The 16,438-nt window shown below is 34.1% G+C and carries 15 protein-coding genes; 1 reads left to right on the forward strand and 14 read right to left on the reverse strand.

Going from position 1 to position 16,438, the window contains the following annotated elements:
* Nucleotides 1-245: 245 nt before the first annotated feature.
* From MMB68_RS22090 to MMB68_RS22145, 12 genes are all read right to left on the reverse strand, one after another.
* Nucleotides 246-683: an NUDIX hydrolase gene (locus tag MMB68_RS22090; RefSeq protein WP_153255042.1), complete on the reverse strand. Its 438-nt coding sequence runs from the start codon at nt 681-683 to the stop codon at nt 246-248.
* Between the two features lie 283 nt (nt 684-966).
* Nucleotides 967-1,431 carry a ribose 5-phosphate isomerase B gene (gene rpiB, locus MMB68_RS22095; protein WP_221785965.1) on the reverse strand — a complete coding sequence of 155 codons (465 nt, stop codon included), beginning with the start codon at nt 1,429-1,431 and terminating at the stop codon, nt 967-969.
* Nucleotides 1,432-1,505: 74 nt separating this feature from the next.
* Entirely contained in the window at nt 1,506-1,640 is a 135-nt protein-coding gene (locus MMB68_RS22100; RefSeq protein WP_107917869.1) for a GapA-binding peptide SR1P, read from the reverse strand.
* A gap of 114 nt (nt 1,641-1,754) precedes the next feature.
* Nucleotides 1,755-2,711, reverse strand: coding sequence for a 6-phosphofructokinase (pfkA, locus tag MMB68_RS22105; protein WP_221785966.1), 957 nt, complete (start codon nt 2,709-2,711; stop codon nt 1,755-1,757).
* A 107-nt stretch (nt 2,712-2,818) separates the two neighbouring features.
* Nucleotides 2,819-4,150, reverse strand: coding sequence for an MFS transporter (locus MMB68_RS22110; protein ID WP_221785967.1), 1,332 nt, complete (start codon nt 4,148-4,150; stop codon nt 2,819-2,821).
* Nucleotides 4,151-4,850: 700 nt separating this feature from the next.
* Entirely contained in the window at nt 4,851-5,561 is a 711-nt protein-coding gene (locus MMB68_RS22115; protein ID WP_264409071.1) for a FadR/GntR family transcriptional regulator, read from the reverse strand.
* A 208-nt stretch (nt 5,562-5,769) separates the two neighbouring features.
* Nucleotides 5,770-6,528, reverse strand: coding sequence for an SDR family NAD(P)-dependent oxidoreductase (locus MMB68_RS22120; RefSeq protein ID WP_043980703.1), 759 nt, complete (start codon nt 6,526-6,528; stop codon nt 5,770-5,772).
* Nucleotides 6,529-6,577: 49 nt separating this feature from the next.
* A complete protein-coding gene (locus MMB68_RS22125) occupies nt 6,578-7,525 on the reverse strand; it encodes a transketolase family protein (RefSeq protein WP_277447991.1) in 948 nt (315 codons plus the stop codon).
* Nucleotides 7,525-8,376 carry a transketolase gene (locus MMB68_RS22130; RefSeq protein ID WP_319641382.1) on the reverse strand — a complete coding sequence of 284 codons (852 nt, stop codon included), beginning with the start codon at nt 8,374-8,376 and terminating at the stop codon, nt 7,525-7,527. The genes MMB68_RS22125 and MMB68_RS22130 overlap by 1 nt, the downstream gene beginning before the upstream one ends.
* 307 nt (nt 8,377-8,683) lie before the next feature.
* Nucleotides 8,684-10,030: an MFS transporter gene (locus MMB68_RS22135; protein ID WP_277549329.1), complete on the reverse strand. Its 1,347-nt coding sequence runs from the start codon at nt 10,028-10,030 to the stop codon at nt 8,684-8,686.
* A 16-nt stretch (nt 10,031-10,046) separates the two neighbouring features.
* On the reverse strand, nt 10,047-10,622 hold the full coding sequence (locus tag MMB68_RS22140; RefSeq protein ID WP_264409067.1) for a TetR/AcrR family transcriptional regulator: 576 nt from the start codon (nt 10,620-10,622) through the stop codon (nt 10,047-10,049).
* Between the two features lie 101 nt (nt 10,623-10,723).
* Nucleotides 10,724-13,237 carry a PEP/pyruvate-binding domain-containing protein gene (locus MMB68_RS22145; RefSeq protein WP_277549330.1) on the reverse strand — a complete coding sequence of 838 codons (2,514 nt, stop codon included), beginning with the start codon at nt 13,235-13,237 and terminating at the stop codon, nt 10,724-10,726.
* An 809-nt stretch (nt 13,238-14,046) separates the two neighbouring features.
* On the opposite strand from MMB68_RS22145, the gene MMB68_RS22150 reads away from it, so the two are divergent.
* Complete coding sequence (locus tag MMB68_RS22150) at nt 14,047-14,625, forward strand: DJ-1/PfpI family protein (protein WP_221785973.1); 579 nt, start codon at nt 14,047-14,049, stop codon at nt 14,623-14,625.
* A 94-nt stretch (nt 14,626-14,719) separates the two neighbouring features.
* Here the strand turns inward: MMB68_RS22150 and MMB68_RS22155 are convergent, their stop codons facing one another.
* Both MMB68_RS22155 and MMB68_RS22160 read right to left on the reverse strand, forming a co-directional pair.
* Complete coding sequence (locus MMB68_RS22155; protein WP_277549331.1) at nt 14,720-15,223, reverse strand: GNAT family N-acetyltransferase; 504 nt, start codon at nt 15,221-15,223, stop codon at nt 14,720-14,722.
* A gap of 83 nt (nt 15,224-15,306) precedes the next feature.
* Nucleotides 15,307-15,978, reverse strand: coding sequence for an HAD family hydrolase (locus tag MMB68_RS22160; protein WP_277549333.1), 672 nt, complete (start codon nt 15,976-15,978; stop codon nt 15,307-15,309).
* Nucleotides 15,979-16,438 lie beyond the last annotated feature (460 nt).

Genomic DNA, 16,438 nt, shown 5'->3' on the forward strand with positions numbered 1-16,438 from the left:
CCTATTCTCCTTTTAGTAGGGGTTTTAGATAAGTATATCAGGAGATAGATATTTTCATTTTGCAACTTAATAAAACATTGCATTTATTTTGGTGATCATTTGACTTAGCAACACCATTTTCAACATCAATAATTTATTGAAAATGAATAAAAACGTTGCTGTACATCTAGACGGTTTGATGTAATAGAAAAATTACTTTTATTCTCTTTGATACCTACATATTCCCCTTATTAATAAATCTAGAACTATAAAAATAACTGATTAATGCAATCATCTTGATTTACAGCTAGTTTGGGAATAGCTTGAATAGGAACCCAATAGTATGAAAAGATTAATCCTGCATCTTCCCCTTTAGAATTAACCTTATATTCCCACCGTTCTGCATGTTTTTCTTTAACTTCTAAATGAAAAACATGTCGTTCATGATACTGGCTCTTACCTTCATGACGATAAACATATGTTTTTAATTTTGTTACCGATAAAAACTCCATTAATCCAGATTCTTCTTTGACCTCCCTATATAAAGCTTCTTCAATTGTTTCTCCCTCTTCTACAGTACCTGCTGGAACTTGAACTCCTGCTTCTGGATAATCTTTGTGTTTGTAAACTAGTAACTCTGTATGATGACCATTAAACCTAGTTATGTAAGCCATAACTTTTGTTATCATCGTTTTACCCTGCATATTTGCTTCCTCCTATATATAGATACTAACCGTACAGATGTCTTTATCAGCAAACAAACTTCTTTAACTCCCAATAATAAATCAGGGATATTTTATTACATCTATTTTAATTGTAAATAATCAGTCTCAGTGTTGTCATAATAAGCTGCTTTTACGGAAGGTTAACTGGTATGGGAATTGGAGTGGTTAGTTTTGCTATTCTGATAGGATCTATAATCATCATATCAGTAAGTGAAATAATAGGAAAAGGCAAGAACCAAATTGATTCTTGCCTTTTTTGTCTTTATTTTCTTTCAAGAGAAGGTTCTGATACATTTTCGTATTCTGTAATTTTACAGATGCGATTTTCATGACGGCCCCCAACAAATTGGGTTGTTAACCAAGTCTCCGCAATTTCGCGGGCTAAACCTGGTCCAATTACTCGTTCCCCCATGGCTAAAATGTTCGTATCGTTGTGTTCACGCGTCATTTTAGCTGAAAAAACATCATGAACGAGTGCGCAACGAATTCCTTTTACTTTATTAGCGGCAATACTCATGCCAATTCCCGTACCGCAGATTAAAATTCCAAAATCCGCTTCTCCATTTGCTACTCTTTGGGCAGCTGGAATCGCATAGTCTGGATAATCGACTGAGCTACTGCATTCACAGCCTAGATCTTCATATATTATGGACATTTCATCTAGTAGATTTATAATCTCTTTACGAATGTTTATCCCACCATGATCTGAAGCAATTATGACTTTCATAAGATTACTCTCCTTGTTCAGCTATAGTCTTAATTAAAATTCTAATGATTTTGGGGTCTCTTTTTACCCCTACGTTATTTCCTAGAACAATCCTCAGAACACTTCCCGTACCATGTTTTAACCCCTTCAGAGTTGTCTACATTCTCAATAACTTTCCCACATACTTGACAAACGATAGTTCCCTGTTTTACATTAACCTGCTTATTCATGTCTATTTCCTCCTTTTTATTAGAAAAATTCGTTTGTATTCAAATACATTTCTTTAGAAACAAATTCGTTTTATCTCTATTTTGATCAATCATTGTATGATAGAAAAGATATTCTTAAGCTAGAATGGTATCCAGTAAGCTGTATTTGTCATCATTACTAGATAATTTCGAATGAACTTTTTCAATATCTACATTGATTAAGTCATTTTCTTTAATTCCTACGGCCCTGCCAGAATCCCCTTTGAGTAATAATTCTACTGCTGTAATCCCCATTTTACTTGCTAATATGCGATCAAATGCGGACGGCTGTCCTCCTCTTTGAATGAAACCCAATATACTTGTCCTTACGCTAATATCTAGGCGATCCTCAACATATTTTTGCAGGTCTTGAATCTCGTACATTTTTTCAGTAATTAGAATTAGGTTATCTTTTTTGCCCCTTTTCATTTTCTCGCTCAGTTTGGAACATATCTCTTCAAAACTTAATTTCCTCTCAGGTGTGGAGATAATTTCTCCTGCGCCTGCTAAAGCAGAGTACAGGGCTAAATCGCCGCAATATCTTCCCATTACTTCCACAATTGTTGTCTTTTCATGAGATAAATCTGTATCCTTAATTTTACTGAGGCATTCTAATATCGTATTTAATGTAGTATCAAATCCAAGTGAATAATCTGTGTAAGATAAGTCATTATCTATCGTTGCGGGAATAGCAATGACATTTACACCTAACTCATGTAATTTTTGAGCGCCTTTAAAAGATCCTTCACCACCGATTACTACTAAGTGATTAATCCCATCATCCTTTAGTATCTTTAAGGCCTTCATTCTCCCTGACTCTTCCATAAATTCTGCGCATCGGGAGGTTTTTAAAAATGTTCCTCCTTTATCCGCAATGTAATCTACATCTGTAGGGGTTAATCTATGAAGTTTACCTTCTATTAAACCTTGGTAACCACCCTCGATTCCCATTACCTCTATGTTATGATAGTCAGCTGTTTTTACTACTGCTCTAATAGCAGCATTCATTCCTGGAGCGTCTCCGCCACTTGTTAAAACTCCGAGCTTCATCATTGCCATACACCCCTGTTATTCTTATGCATGTAAGAAAGTTGGCCGACAGTTTCTAGAGACTAATTGCCGGCCTCTTTCTAATAGTACAAATTTTTTTCAAACAAGAATCAACTAGTTTTTTCTAATTGATCGACTGTATTTTTTTTAATAGCTCTTCCTGATTGTTTTAATAAAAAGGCTACGATAAAGGACGCTACGAACATGCTAATACCTAAAAATGTCATACTAGCATTAAAAGATCCTGTTAGATCTTTAATGTATCCCACAATATACGGTCCGAAGAAACCACCTAGATTACCAATACTATTGATAAGAGCAATAGCACCTGCAGCAGCAGCTTCCGTTAAGAAAGACGGTGGAATTGCCCAAAACGGAGAATATGCCCCGAACGCTCCGCAAAGACTGATCGTTAAGAATACAAATGATAAAACAATGTTCATATTTGCAACGTAGCTACTGATAATTAATGCCACGCCACTTGTTACTAAACAAGCAACGACGTGAAAGCGTCTTTCATTTTTCTTGTCAGAGTGGTTACTAACCAACATCATAGTTGCCATTGCACAAACATACATTAACCCTAAAATCCACCCCATCGCATGTGTACTAAGAGAAGTCGTTTTAGATAAACCTTCTGAAATTGTCGGTAAAAACATGACGATGCCATAGTAGCCAACCATCCAGAAAAAGTATCCTAAAGATAAGGTTAATACGTCACGATCTTTTAAGGCCTGAGCAAATGTATAGTGTTTGGCTTCCTGCTTTTCTAACTTCTCTTTTGTTGTAACGTCGATTAACCATTTCTTCTCCTCGTTCGTCAACCATTTTACGTCCTCCAGCTTATCGTCAAGATAGAAGAAGCATATCACACCTAAGATCAAAGCTGGAATCGCTTCCAAAATGAAAAGCCATTGCCATCCAGCCATGTTTAACCAGTCAATACCTAATAAATAAGTAGAAAGAGGAGATCCTATTGCATTAGCACCAGGGATTGCAATCATAAATCCAGCAATTGCTTTTGCATGATGTTTTGTTTGATAAAAACCACTTAGATAAAAGACCATACAAGGATAAAAGCTAGCTTCAGCAATTCCTAAAAGAAATCTTGCGGTATAAAACTGCCATGGCGTTTGGATAAAAGCCATTAAAATAGCAATTACTGCCCATGTAATCATGATTCTACTAATCCATCTTCTAGCTCCGACTTTCGTCATCATAGCACTTCCAGGTACTTCTAAAAGGAAATAGCCAAGGAAGAAAATCCCTGCCCCTAATCCAAAAACAGCATTAGAAAAACCTAAATCTTCATTCATTTGTAATGCAGCAAACCCAATATTTACTCGATCAAGTATCGATATGGTAAAACATAAAAATAGAAATGGAATGAGCCTTAACGTTACTTTTTTAGTAGTTGAACGTTCTAAGTTAATTGGATCCAAAATAATTCCTCCCTGGGTTACCATCCTTCTATCCTTCATACTCTTCGGTCTTTGACCTGAGTGTTTGCTCTAGGCTAATTGACAGAAAGAATTAAAAGTTTACATAAAAGATGATTGATCTATTTCTAAGTCTAAGTAAATCTAGTCCCTGCTTCTGTAATCCCTTTCATATGGAAATATAAAAATGAAAAAGCGAATTATCCCCCTGTATTATTTATCATTTAAAAAAGCAAGAACTATTAGAAAATATTATATACAAGAACCTTACTAACGATATGAAAGCACTATAAATCTACTTTCTAATTTCTATCCTAATAATCCAAAACATTTGTAATGCACGATAACGATAAAAAACGCTTACATTTTTGAACCTTTCTGCTAATCTCTTCAAAAAATATCGAGCTGTAAAGAATAATGAATTTTAAGATTTACATTACCTCCGTTTTATAGATTCGCTACTTGTATACTAAGTTACCTTATATAAACAGTGTACTTACATACCTACTAATTGTCAATATAATTGTTAGATTAAATATTTTCTTAATTTTCTTAAAGAATAAAAGAAATATATAGTTTGTTTGGAAAGAAAACACTGTATCTTACTCATTTTATGCTGTCTTTTCAACAGCAAAAAGACAGCTACACTTTAGCTGTCTTTTGACTCTATACTGGGTATTGTCTTTATAAAAATTAGTTGGAATTAAGCTTTCCAATAGCGATCATACAAGTTTCGCATGTGGAAATTCATAATTCTCACAGCTTCTTCTTCGTTATGTTGTTCAATTGCATTAATAAGTAATTTATGCTCATTAAAATTAACTTCTCGGTAGTCAGGTCTCGTGACGGTTCGATCTCTTATAAACTTCCACATTTCCTGCTGTTTCATCGCATTGCTAATAGCTGCCATAATACTAATAAATAAATCATTATGAGAAGCCTTTGCTATACCATTATGTAGGGCTTCATCTGTTTCTGGTACATACACGCCTGCGTTCGTTTCTTCCTCCATCTTATCAATTGTTGCACGCAGGTCCTTAATGTCTTCTTCTGTAGCTCTCAAAGCTGCAAAGCGTACAATAAGAGGTTCTATGTTCATTCTTGCTTCAACAATGTCTTCAGGGGAGGCAGATTCCATCAAAAATGTGGATTGAGAATTTTCAGCTTCTGTTTGAAACTCTTTAACGTATACACCTTCTCCTTGACGAGAATAAATAAAACCGTTCAATTCTAGGGCGCTAAGGGCTTGTCTAACAGGCACTCGACTTACACCAAATTGTTCACACAGCTCCCTTTCAGCAGGGAGTTTATCTCCTACTTGGAACGCTCCAGATTGAATTTCAGAAAGAATTTGATTATAAATTTGAATATATAATTTATTATTGGAAACTGGATTAAAACTAATGGAAATCACTTCTCTCTATAATTATTAGCTCATTTTATTCATAATTAAGTAGACATAATTATTATATACTGTTCTATTTTTAGGGGCAACAAGCCTAGCATCTTCTAGCAAAAAAATCCTTACTTATGTAGTCAGTTTCTCATTTTACTAATAATTTTATCAATAAACAGCTTTACAGGCATACCATAATGGCATGCCTGTATAACAAACTTGAATATCAATCCATATGTGAGCCACCGTTTATATCAATTTCTTCTCCTGTAATATAAGAAGCTTCTTTTGAAGCTAAAAAGGCAATTGTAGCTGCGATTTCTTTTACTTCACCCGGTCTACCCATAGGAATACTATCAATCACAGACTTTGCATCTTCTTCAGGAAGAGACTTCCAAATTTCTGTATTAACGAGTCCAGGAGCTACACAGTTAACCGTAATACCATCTAAGGCTACCTCGCGCGCTAAGTTCTTTGAAAAACCTAGTACTGCGGCCTTAGATGCCGAGTAGTGCGGTCCTCCAAAAACTCCTCCACCTCTTTTAGCCGAAACAGAAGACAGGCTTATAATTCGACCATACTTTTGATCTTTCATTGTTTCTAATACTGCTTGCGTACATAGAAACAACCCAAACATATTGACGTTAAACACTTTTGTAATGTCTTCAAGCGTCATATCTTGAACGGTAACCTTTTGAGAAATCCCTGCATTATTAATTAAAATATCAATTCTGCCGAATTCTTCAAGTGTTTGTTTAACCATCGCATCGCAAGAATCTTTACTTGTTACATTTAGCTCTATTCCTAAGGCTTTGCCGCCAGCTTCTTTTATTTCGTTGACTGTATCCTGTACACCATCAAAATTAATATCTGCTATAACAACAGCCGCTCCTTGCTCTGCAAGTGTCAGGGCGATTGTACGTCCAATCCCTTTTTTGGAACCGCTACCAGTAATAATTGCTACTCTCTCTTTTAAATCAAACATATTATATTTCCCCCATCTTGTTAGCTTTATCTATTTAATATAGTTAGTCTTAAATCAGTTCTTTAGCTGTTTTGATAATATTTTCTACAGTAATTCCATTTAACTCTAATAGTTTTTCATAAGGCGCAGATTGTCCAAATTGATCCTGTACACCAATTCTTCGAACTATACCTTTTCCTTCTTCCGCAACTACTTCACATACGGCACTGCCAAGGCCATTTAGAATATTGTGATCTTCAACCGTAATGATTTTTCCAATATTTAAGCAGTCAACCACTGCTTCTCGATCTAAAGGCTTAATCGTATGCATGTCTAGTAATTTCACAGATATGCCTTGTTTCTCTAATTCTTTCGTTGCTTCTAAAGCGAGTCGTACTGTATCGCCGTTGGCAATAATGGCGATATCGCTTCCATTTTTAATTTTTTTCACTTTTCCAATTGTAAACTCTTCATTTTCATCGTAAATCATGGGAACCGTATCGCGAGTAAAACGAAGATATACAGGTCCGTACACTTTAGCAGCTTGTTCTACTAGCTTTCTAGTAGAATAATAGTCAGCTCCCATAATGACGGTCATATTTGGAACCGATCTTAATACACCCATATCTTCTATAGCCTGATGACTTCCGCCATCATTAGCTGGCGTTAAACCGCCGTGTGAACAAGCAATCTTTACATTTAAGTTAGGGTAGCAGACTTCTTGTCTAATTTGTTCAAGCATTCTTAACGAACCAAAAACCGCGTAAGTGCTTACAAAAGGAATTTTACCAGTCGTAGCAAGTCCAGCTGCTAACCCAGCTGCATTTTGCTCTGCAATACCGACATTAATATGCTGGTCGGGTAATTGTTTGATAAAGTTTACTGTTTTACACGACTTTGCAATATCTACATCAATGACATAAATATTTTTATTTTCTTTCCCTAATTTTACGATTTCATCTCCAAAGGCTTCTCTCGTAGCTTTTTTTACTGTAAGATCTTTTTCTAGTATGCTCATTATCTTAACCCTCCTGCTACTTCTTCCATTGCTTGATGATATTGTTCTTCATTTGGAGCAATCCCGTGCCAATCAGCCACATCCTCCATGAATGAAACTCCTTTACCTTTTACCGTGTCACAGATGATACATTTTGGTCTTCCATTCTTCGCTACTCTTACTTCATCCAATGTTTCTACAATCTCTTCCATGGAGTGTCCATTAATTCGCTTTGTTTCAAAACCAAACGCATCAAATTTTTTCTCTAAATCTTGCAGTGGCATAATTTCATCACAAAATCCATCGATTTGAAGTCTGTTATTATCTACAAATACAATTAAATTATCTAATTGGTACTTAACTGCTGTTTGAGCAGCTTCCCAAATTTGTCCTTCTTGACATTCTCCGTCTCCTACTAAAGAAAAAACTCTATAGTCTTTGAAATCTCGTTTCCCTGCGATTGCCATACCTACGCCACACGAAAGTCCTTGTCCTAGTGAGCCTGTTGAAATATCAATACCGTTACACTTTTTCATATCTGGATGTCCTTGAAACGGAGAACCGTATTCTCTTAACGTGTATATCGTTTCATAGGGAACGAATCCTCGTAAAGCTAAAGCCGAATATTGAATGGGACAAACGTGACCTTTAGAAAGTACAAATCTATCACGATCTTCCCAGTTAGGGTTGTGCGGATCAACATTCATTTCTTTGAAATAAAGCGCTGCCATAATATCAGCTGCAGAAAGTGAACCTCCTGGATGGCCAGACTGTGCTCCATAAATCATTGTAAGTGCTGTTTTTCTTAATTGAATGGCTTTTTCTTTTAATTCTTCAATACTAATTTCTTTCATTTTAGTCACCTCATTAATTTATGACTTGCTGTTTTCTAAATGATATCCATTAACATATAATTTAGTATACTTAGGTAACTTGTATACTAAGTAGCTTTGTGACTTAAGTGTACATCTGAAATGCGAGTTCGTCAATAACAAGATTGAATTATTAGAATTTTTTTATTTAAAACAAGTCATTTTTGAAGGGAACAGATGAATTCATCTGTTGTTTTTTCTAAGATTTTTAAGTAAAAAATAAGTACTGCTCCTATTTTAGAAGCAGTACTTATTTTTTATCGATGAATTAGTAATTTGTGTATATAAAAGCTTTATCAAAAAATAACTATGCTTTTGCACTGGAATTATTGCTGCTTATCATGTCTTGGCTGCCAGATTTAATGCTCCTAGCTACTAGTAAACCTACTATCCCTGATATCCCCAAAATAATAAAGATGTAGTTATAGCTTGTAACAAGAGCGATAAGCGTGGACGAAATAATACTCCCAAAATAGCGAAACGTCGAGTATATGCCAGAGGCTGTACCAGATTGCTCTTTACTTACGGAATCAAGCGAGGCAACCTGCATGCTTGTTAAACCTACTCCCGTAGAAAAACCTCCAATAATTAAAGCCGCTATAAGAAAAAGAATAGATCCAACGTTCTCTAAGGATAGAAAAAGAATATTGGAGAAAATGATCATAGCAAAAGAAAATCCAATCACTTTTTTAGAACTAAACTTATTGTTTAATAATCCTCCTATCCAGCCGCTTAAAGACATTGAAATCGAAAAAACCGATAAAACAAGCCCTGTTTGCGCTGTAGATAAGTGAAATTGAGCCTTCATTAACAGCGGCATAATTAATAAAATTACATACATAACAAAATTGCTAAGCATAATAGATAAATTAGCGCTTGTAAAGGTGGAATTTTTAAATAAAGAAAAATCGATAATTGGGTTTTCTGCCGTATTTTCTCTTTTGATAAACAAAATTGTAGATAGAATAAATATTATTCCCATTATTAAAGCCTTAGTAAATTCCATACCGTGTGTCAACAAGATTAATAAAGAAATGCTAATTGCTAAATAAATGGAACCTTGAATATCTAAAGTACTTGTTTGCTTTTTAACATTAAATTTAGGAATCATAACTATACCACTGATCAAAGCTAAGAAAAGAAAAGGAACGTTGACCCAGAATATAGCTTCCAAGTTGAAGTTTTCAAGCAGTATAGATCCTAATAATGGTCCGATTGCAGCACCCAAACCCATCCCCATTCCAAATATACCCAAAACTTTAGGGAGACGTTCTTTTGGTACAACATATCTAATGATTGCTATAGTATTTGGAGTGAGTAAAGCTCCTCCTACTGCCTGCAGTGATCGAAAGATAATAAGGGAAATGAGATTAGTTGAAAATATACAGCCTAAAGATGCTATTAGAAAGAACACCACGCCCCATAAATAGATATTTCTGTTTCCGTACAGATCTCCTAGTTTTCCAGCGATAGGCTGAGTAACGGCCATTACAATTAAATAAATAGTTACTACCCAAGAAATACTTGCAAGTGGTTCGTTAAAATGAGCTGATATGGTCGATAGAGCAACAGCAATCATTGTCGAATTTATTGGTACAAGAAATGTCCCAATTAGTAATGAAATAATCAAGATAAGCTCTTTATGTTTGCCCAAACATTATTGCCTCCTTTTAGTGGAGAGAAATTCCTTTTATAAACGTTTTTATACTGCTTTTTATCATATCTTGATAATCTGCATGTAAGGCTTTGTCTCCAAAATTTAGTTTATACATAAAATATCCCCAATACGTACTTAGGAAAATCTCCGCTTGTGTACAGCAATCTAATTCTTTGATATATCCTTTCTTTTGCATTTCTTCAAAGTATTCTTTTAATATTTCTTTCGTATCATTAATTTTTTTTATAATTTCTTCGTGCGCTTGTGAGAAAATTAAAGGGTCTTTTAAAGCAATTGAAATCATGTCTCGGTTATTATCAAAGTCTTTTAGTAACAGGTAACCGAAATTCGTCAAATCTTTTTCAAGCTCCCATTCAATTGATTTATCAAAAATTTCAAGCGAAAAGCTTGTTGTTTTGACAATAGCTTGAATAATGCCTTCTTTATTGCCAAAGTGGCGAAAAACCGTCAATTCATTAACGCCAGCTTGTTCTGAAATTTCTCTAGTGGTAGTACCTTTATAGCCTTTTTCTTTAAGCAGCTCTATTGTAGCTTTTGTGATCTTCTTTTTTGTTTCATCTTTTTTCATATTGATCATCCTTTATGCTTCCTGAATGTAAGTATTTACTTTCCATTAGGCAGTATATAAAGGAAAAAGAGCTGTTGTCAAATGGAAGCGAAGAGAATTATTTATTCATTTAAAAGCGTCACAATTCCACTCGTACCATCGACCATAACCATATCGCCATCTTTTAGCTTATCCGTACTTATTTTCGTACCAACTACTGCAGGAATTTCATATTCACGTGCAATTATTGCGGAATGAGAAAGAATACCTCCAGCGTCGGTGATAACAGCCCCCGCAGTTTGAAATAAAGTAGTCCAAAGTGGAGTAGTGGTCTTACATACTAAAACGTCCCCTTTTTCTAACTTGTAAAATTCCTTTGTGTTTGAAATAACTTTTACTTTTCCGGTATAGATTCCTGAAGAAGAGGCTAATCCTTTAATAGAATGTTCGCTGTTCGCGTCGTCTTCCTCAATAGCTCCCATATATTTCTCAGCTTCTTTCAGCTGAGCTGCTTCAGGGACTCCGAAGTATCTAGGTAAATTAGACGTTTGCTCATGTTCTACATGTTCTTCTTTACGTTTCTCAATTAATTGGGTCATGTCTACTGGATTTTCTAAAAGAGACTCTAGTTCATCAAGATATAAGAAGAAAATATCTTCTTTCACTAGAAAAACATGATGATTAACTAGTAAATTACCTAGCTTAAGTAGGAATAAACGAGCTTTTGCATCCAGCATTGCATCGATATAAAAATGATGATCATCTCTTATAACGGACGCATCTAATGCCCACTGATAATATTTTTTAAATTCTTCTTTGTGTTTGCTATCCGCTATCTGTTCCAGAAATTCATTATAGTTCTGTTCACGTTTCTTGACCGTCTGTTTGAAATTCTCATCAAAGTTGTAATTGTCATTAACATACCCTTGAATAATTGATAATGCGTGAAGAGGATTCTCTAGCCAAGTTTCTCCTACAAAATCGTGACTTACAACGTTTCGATATCCATACTGTTTTAGAAAAGTATTTAATTCAGCCATAAAGCTTTTTCCTGCTTCACTCTCCTCTAACTTTTTCACTAAAGTTTCTATACATTCTTCTTGAAAGATTTCAGTAAGTTCACTATCTCTTTTCACTGCTAAAGCAAGTCTAGAAAGCTCCTGATCAGTTTCCAACGATTTGTTCATTTTCCCCGTCAATAGCTCATAAACATCATGTCCGGATTTTTTATTTGTAAGGTTTTTATAGTACTCTTCAACTATAGTATTTAAAGACATTTGAGGCATAACAATATCAAAGTGCAGATCATATGCCACTTTATAAAAATCAGCTAAACTTTGAAGAATCTCTTTTCCTCTCTGAAGGGTTAGATTTTCATGGGTAAAACTATTTAATTTGTTATAGTAAGGCAAGAATTGTTCCGTAATCATTTGATTCATTCGTTTTGTTAGGATTGGATAAATACTTTCCATCAATTCTTTATTTTCTTGGAATCTTTTATTAGAATCTCCTTTAAAAGGCTCCATTTTTGTATAGATATGTCCTTTATAAAGTTTTAAATTAAGTCTATTAAACATAAACTTTAGTTTTTTAAAACTAGCAGCTGTTCCTTCAGAAAATGCCGGAATAATAAATGAAGCGTACAGAGGGCTAACAGCATGAGAAAAACTTGTGTCATTTAAAATCCAAAACTCTTCCATATCGTCGAAACTTAAAGATATATCTTTTTGGAAAGGAGTTAATTCTTTGGCCTCTGTTAATGTGGTAATAGCTCTTGCCTGTAATAGATATACTTGATTGTCTTGAACCCCAAACTCTATGTCTACGGGATGTTGGTAAAGAGCTTCTACTTCTTTTGTTATTTCGGCCAATTCAATGATTTTCTCGTCTGTTAAACAAAACCTTTGCTGCTCATCTTCCGTTGTTTCGATTTCTTCAACGCCTTCAGCAAGTGGAATTATCTTTACTTCTTTTAGCCCTTTTTCTTTCTCTATTTTAAAAGTTTGTTTATTAACTAGGTAAACATCAGGTGTTACTAAGCCCGATACAATTGCTTCTCCTAATCCATAGCTGGCATTAATCATCATTTCTTTTGTATTATGAGTGACAGGATTTTGACTGAATATCACTCCCGATACTTCGGACTGAATTAAACCTTGAACAACAACTGCCATTGAAACTTCATCAAAATTAGCATACATATTTTGAGTATATTGTTCGACTCTTTCAGTAAAAAATGAGGCCCAGCACGCTTTCACTTTACTCAAAAAATCCTCGGTACTTTTCACATTAAGATAGGTTTCATACTGGCCAGCAAAAGATGCACCTTCTAAATCTTCAGCACTGGATGATGAACGAACAGCTACCGACGTATAAGAGCGCTTTAAGTTTCGAAATGCCTCTATGAGATCCGATTCAATTTCAATAGGAATTTCCCCGTGTAAAATTCTCTCGTGTATATTATCCGTTTGACGATCAATCCCGTTCCATTCAATATATCGCTTTAAAGCTTCCGTTTGAATAACAAATCCATCTGGAATCGGTAAATTTTCTTTTTTCATTTTTATAAGGTTTAAAGCTTTTGCTCCAACTCGTTCATTCGCCTCGTCGACCTTTTGAAAACTTAAACTATACATTAAAAATATTCATCCTCCTACAAACTAATTTTAAAATGTAAGTAACTACTTACTTTATATTTATTTTAATTCTTTTAAATTTTTATGGTCAATAAAAAGTGGTAAAACATTTAAAAAATGCATATTTAGTTGTGCTTTATTTTAATTTGACTTAAATAATATTCCTCTTTTTTATTACATTTTTTAACTTTTGTTAGTCTTTTTCATTATAAAGTCTAAATAGTTAATCAACTAAAAGGTTAATAAAAGAAATGCAAAAAACCCCATCTAAATTAAGATGGAGGTTTTCCTCTTTTAATAGTTGGGTTAACCATTATCTCCGAGTGCTTACAAGCTTCCACTGGCTGAGTGTCAATTTTATCTTATATCCTCTAATATATAAGTGAGCGCTATCAGATTTACGAGTCATATGCGAAGTCATAATCAAAAATCTCCTTTCTCATAGAATTATTTTTAATATAAAACTATTTTGGAAATCTTAACCTAAGCATAGCTCAGTATTGTAAACTATTTATTAATGACAAGAAAAGATTATGTAAACATTTTAAATTGCAGGGGAACCGTTAAATGTGTCCCCTACAAAACAAAAAAGAACCCGCTGTGCTTTCAAAGCATAGAGAGTTCTAGCGTTCCTAATTTTTAATTACTACATCAAAAGTCATTCTCAAAATAACATATTATTTTTCTGAAGGTAGACCATTAAATAGAAAACCTGACACCAAACAAAGACTTGTAACCAAAAGGAAAATTTAAAATTAATGGAGAAATAAATTACATAGACGATTATAGCAAGGAAGGTGTCATGCAAGATGAAAATTGGTTTTATTCTTTTTGATCAATTAACAGCATTAGATTTTATTGGATTTTACGATGGGATTACAAGATTAAAAAAGCTGGGGTTTAAAGATGATGTAACATGGGATTTATGCGCGCTAACTGAGGAGGTACATGATGACAGAGGCATTACGTTTAAAGTAAATAAAGTTTTACCTCACCTATCGGAATACGATTTAATTTTTGTGCCAGGCGGAATGGGGACTAGGACTTTACAATATAATGCAGAATTTATTGATTGGTTACAAGGGGCAAAAGATGTGAGGTATAAAGTATCCGTGTGTACAGGCTCACTTTTACTAGGAGCGGCTGGCTTTCTCACAAACAAAAAAGCTACCACTCACCCAAATGCATTTGATTTATTACAGCAATATACAAACAAAGTAGAGAAAGAACGAATTGTTCAAGATGATGGTATTATTACGGGCGGTGGAGTTTCCACTTCAGTAGATTTAGGTCTATACGTGTGTGAGTTAATCGACGGAGCAGAAACTGCAGCGAAGATTCAAAAACAAATGGATTACCCTTATTATAAAAATAATATTGTAACGTAAATCAAAAGGATAGACCTTTAAAGCTTTTGTAAAAGTCTATCCTTTTGCGTATCATGTATAAAATCAGTTGATAAGAAGAATTTTATCGAGAAATTTATAAAGACAACGACATAAAGAGTATATCAGCGTAGGAACCATCTTTTAATTTAATCTGGTTTACTTGTTTCCCTTCTTCTTCAAACCCTAATTTCTGATATAAGTGGATAGCTGGTTTATTGTTTGAGAATACATCCAAGTTTATCTTTTCTAACCCCTCTTGCTCCTTTGCCCATTTTATTAAATAAGATAGTAACTCAGTTCCAGCACCCAAGTTCGAACACTCCGGCTTCACACTAATACCAAACGAACCAGTATGATACAAACGCTTATAAGAAGATCTGGAAAAAGAAAGGAACCCAATAACTTCATCCTTGCGTTCTATAATTAGTGTTAATCCACCATTATCTTGTTTCTTTTGCATCTTTTTTCTATATTCATCTACTGTTTCTTGTTTGTCCTCAGGTAATCGAAGAAGAACATCATTTGTCATAACGATATCTTTTTTTATGGCAATAATTTTTTCGGCATCTTTTGGATTGGCTATACGGATGTTCAACATAAGTTTATTCTCCTTTTTTTAATTTACCAAATATTAAAAATCGATAAATATCTTCTTTTTTAAAATACCATTTTAAGGATTGCTTAAAATGACAAACTACTATTTCTGTTAGACATGATGGTTTTTAACTCTATTAAATCATCTATTACCACATCAGCCTGTGCAAGCTCAGCTTCTTGAGCAAAATCAAAATTACATCCTACTGCCATTAAACCATTATCCTTTGCGGCATTGATATCGGATAGACGGTCTCCCACTACTGCAGCGTGTTTGATATCGTATTTCTTTATAATCTTTTTGACTAAATCGCCTTTATTGAGGGTTTGGATTTGTTGAATACTAAATGTTTCTGTCACCCACTTATTCAAATCGTAATGGTCTACAATTGCTTCTAAATACTCTTTTAAACCGTTACTTGCTATGTAAATGGAGCAATTATTTTCTTTTAAATAGCTAAAGACCTCTTTTACATTAGGATATAAAGCACCTTTCCCTTTTCTTATATTCTCCACTAAGCTTTTCAAAAAATAGCCATCTGTATATTTTCTTATTTCACCTGATTGATTGGGTAATAAAGCTTCCCATACTTTGGGTAAAGGTACACCCATGATTTCACGATACTTATCAATAGGCGTACTAGTATCCCACTGGTTAAGTGTACGCAAATGGTTAAAGGTATCATCAAGTGATAATTCTAAAATTTTATCTGTTTGAAACAGCGTTCCATCCATATCAAAAATCAGTGATTGCAACATTAAGTATCTCCCTCTTTCGGCAGTATTAAATATGTATTTATATATAATACCATAAAAAGGAAAAAGAGATTTATTAAAAATAGTAATCACTGTTCTCAGCACAAAAAGAGCACCTACTTATTTATAGGTGCTCTTTTTAACTTTAAATACTTTCTTTGAAATAATGAATGAAAAAGTCGCTGCTATAATAGAACTTAAAAATGGATAATTAAAAGAAAAAATACTGACCGTTGAGCTACTCAAATGCTGTGAAGTCTCAGGTACATATGTAAGTGTAAGAAATAGCCCAGAAACAATTTGAAAAGCAAACAGCAACACTATAAAACTACCAATAATGAACTGCACCCCAATTGTTAGACAAAAACTAATAATTGGAGGTGCAGTTTTTCATGTCAAAACACACACTTGAAACAAAGTTAAAAGCTGTAGATTTCTACATCAATAAGCAATATTCATATAA

Origin of the sequence: Priestia sp. Y58 (assembly GCF_029522095.1) — a bacterium.
GTDB classification, from domain to species: Bacteria; Bacillota; Bacilli; order Bacillales; family Bacillaceae_H; genus Priestia; species Priestia megaterium_E.

Excerpts from the sequence above, each read along its gene's own strand:
- MMB68_RS22120 (WP_043980703.1), bottom strand. The coding sequence starts at position 6,528 with ATGTTTGATTTAAAAGAGAGAGTAGCAATTATTACTGGTAGCGGTTCC.
- pfkA (WP_221785966.1), bottom strand. The coding sequence starts at position 2,711 with ATGATGAAGCTCGGAGTTTTAACAAGTGGCGGAGACGCTCCAGGAATG.
- MMB68_RS22090 (WP_153255042.1), bottom strand. The coding sequence starts at position 683 with ATGCAGGGTAAAACGATGATAACAAAAGTTATGGCTTACATAACTAGG.
- MMB68_RS22160 (WP_277549333.1), bottom strand. The coding sequence starts at position 15,978 with ATGTTGCAATCACTGATTTTTGATATGGATGGAACGCTGTTTCAAACA.
- MMB68_RS22125 (WP_277447991.1), bottom strand. The coding sequence starts at position 7,525 with ATGAGCATACTAGAAAAAGATCTTACAGTAAAAAAAGCTACGAGAGAA.
- MMB68_RS22155 (WP_277549331.1), bottom strand. The coding sequence starts at position 15,223 with ATGTTGAACATCCGTATAGCCAATCCAAAAGATGCCGAAAAAATTATT.
- MMB68_RS22140 (WP_264409067.1), bottom strand. The coding sequence starts at position 10,622 with ATGAAAAAAGATGAAACAAAAAAGAAGATCACAAAAGCTACAATAGAG.
- MMB68_RS22150 (WP_221785973.1), top strand. The coding sequence starts at position 14,047 with ATGAAAATTGGTTTTATTCTTTTTGATCAATTAACAGCATTAGATTTT.
- MMB68_RS22145 (WP_277549330.1), bottom strand. The coding sequence starts at position 13,237 with ATGTATAGTTTAAGTTTTCAAAAGGTCGACGAGGCGAATGAACGAGTT.
- rpiB (WP_221785965.1), bottom strand. The coding sequence starts at position 1,431 with ATGAAAGTCATAATTGCTTCAGATCATGGTGGGATAAACATTCGTAAA.
- MMB68_RS22100 (WP_107917869.1), bottom strand. The coding sequence starts at position 1,640 with ATGAATAAGCAGGTTAATGTAAAACAGGGAACTATCGTTTGTCAAGTA.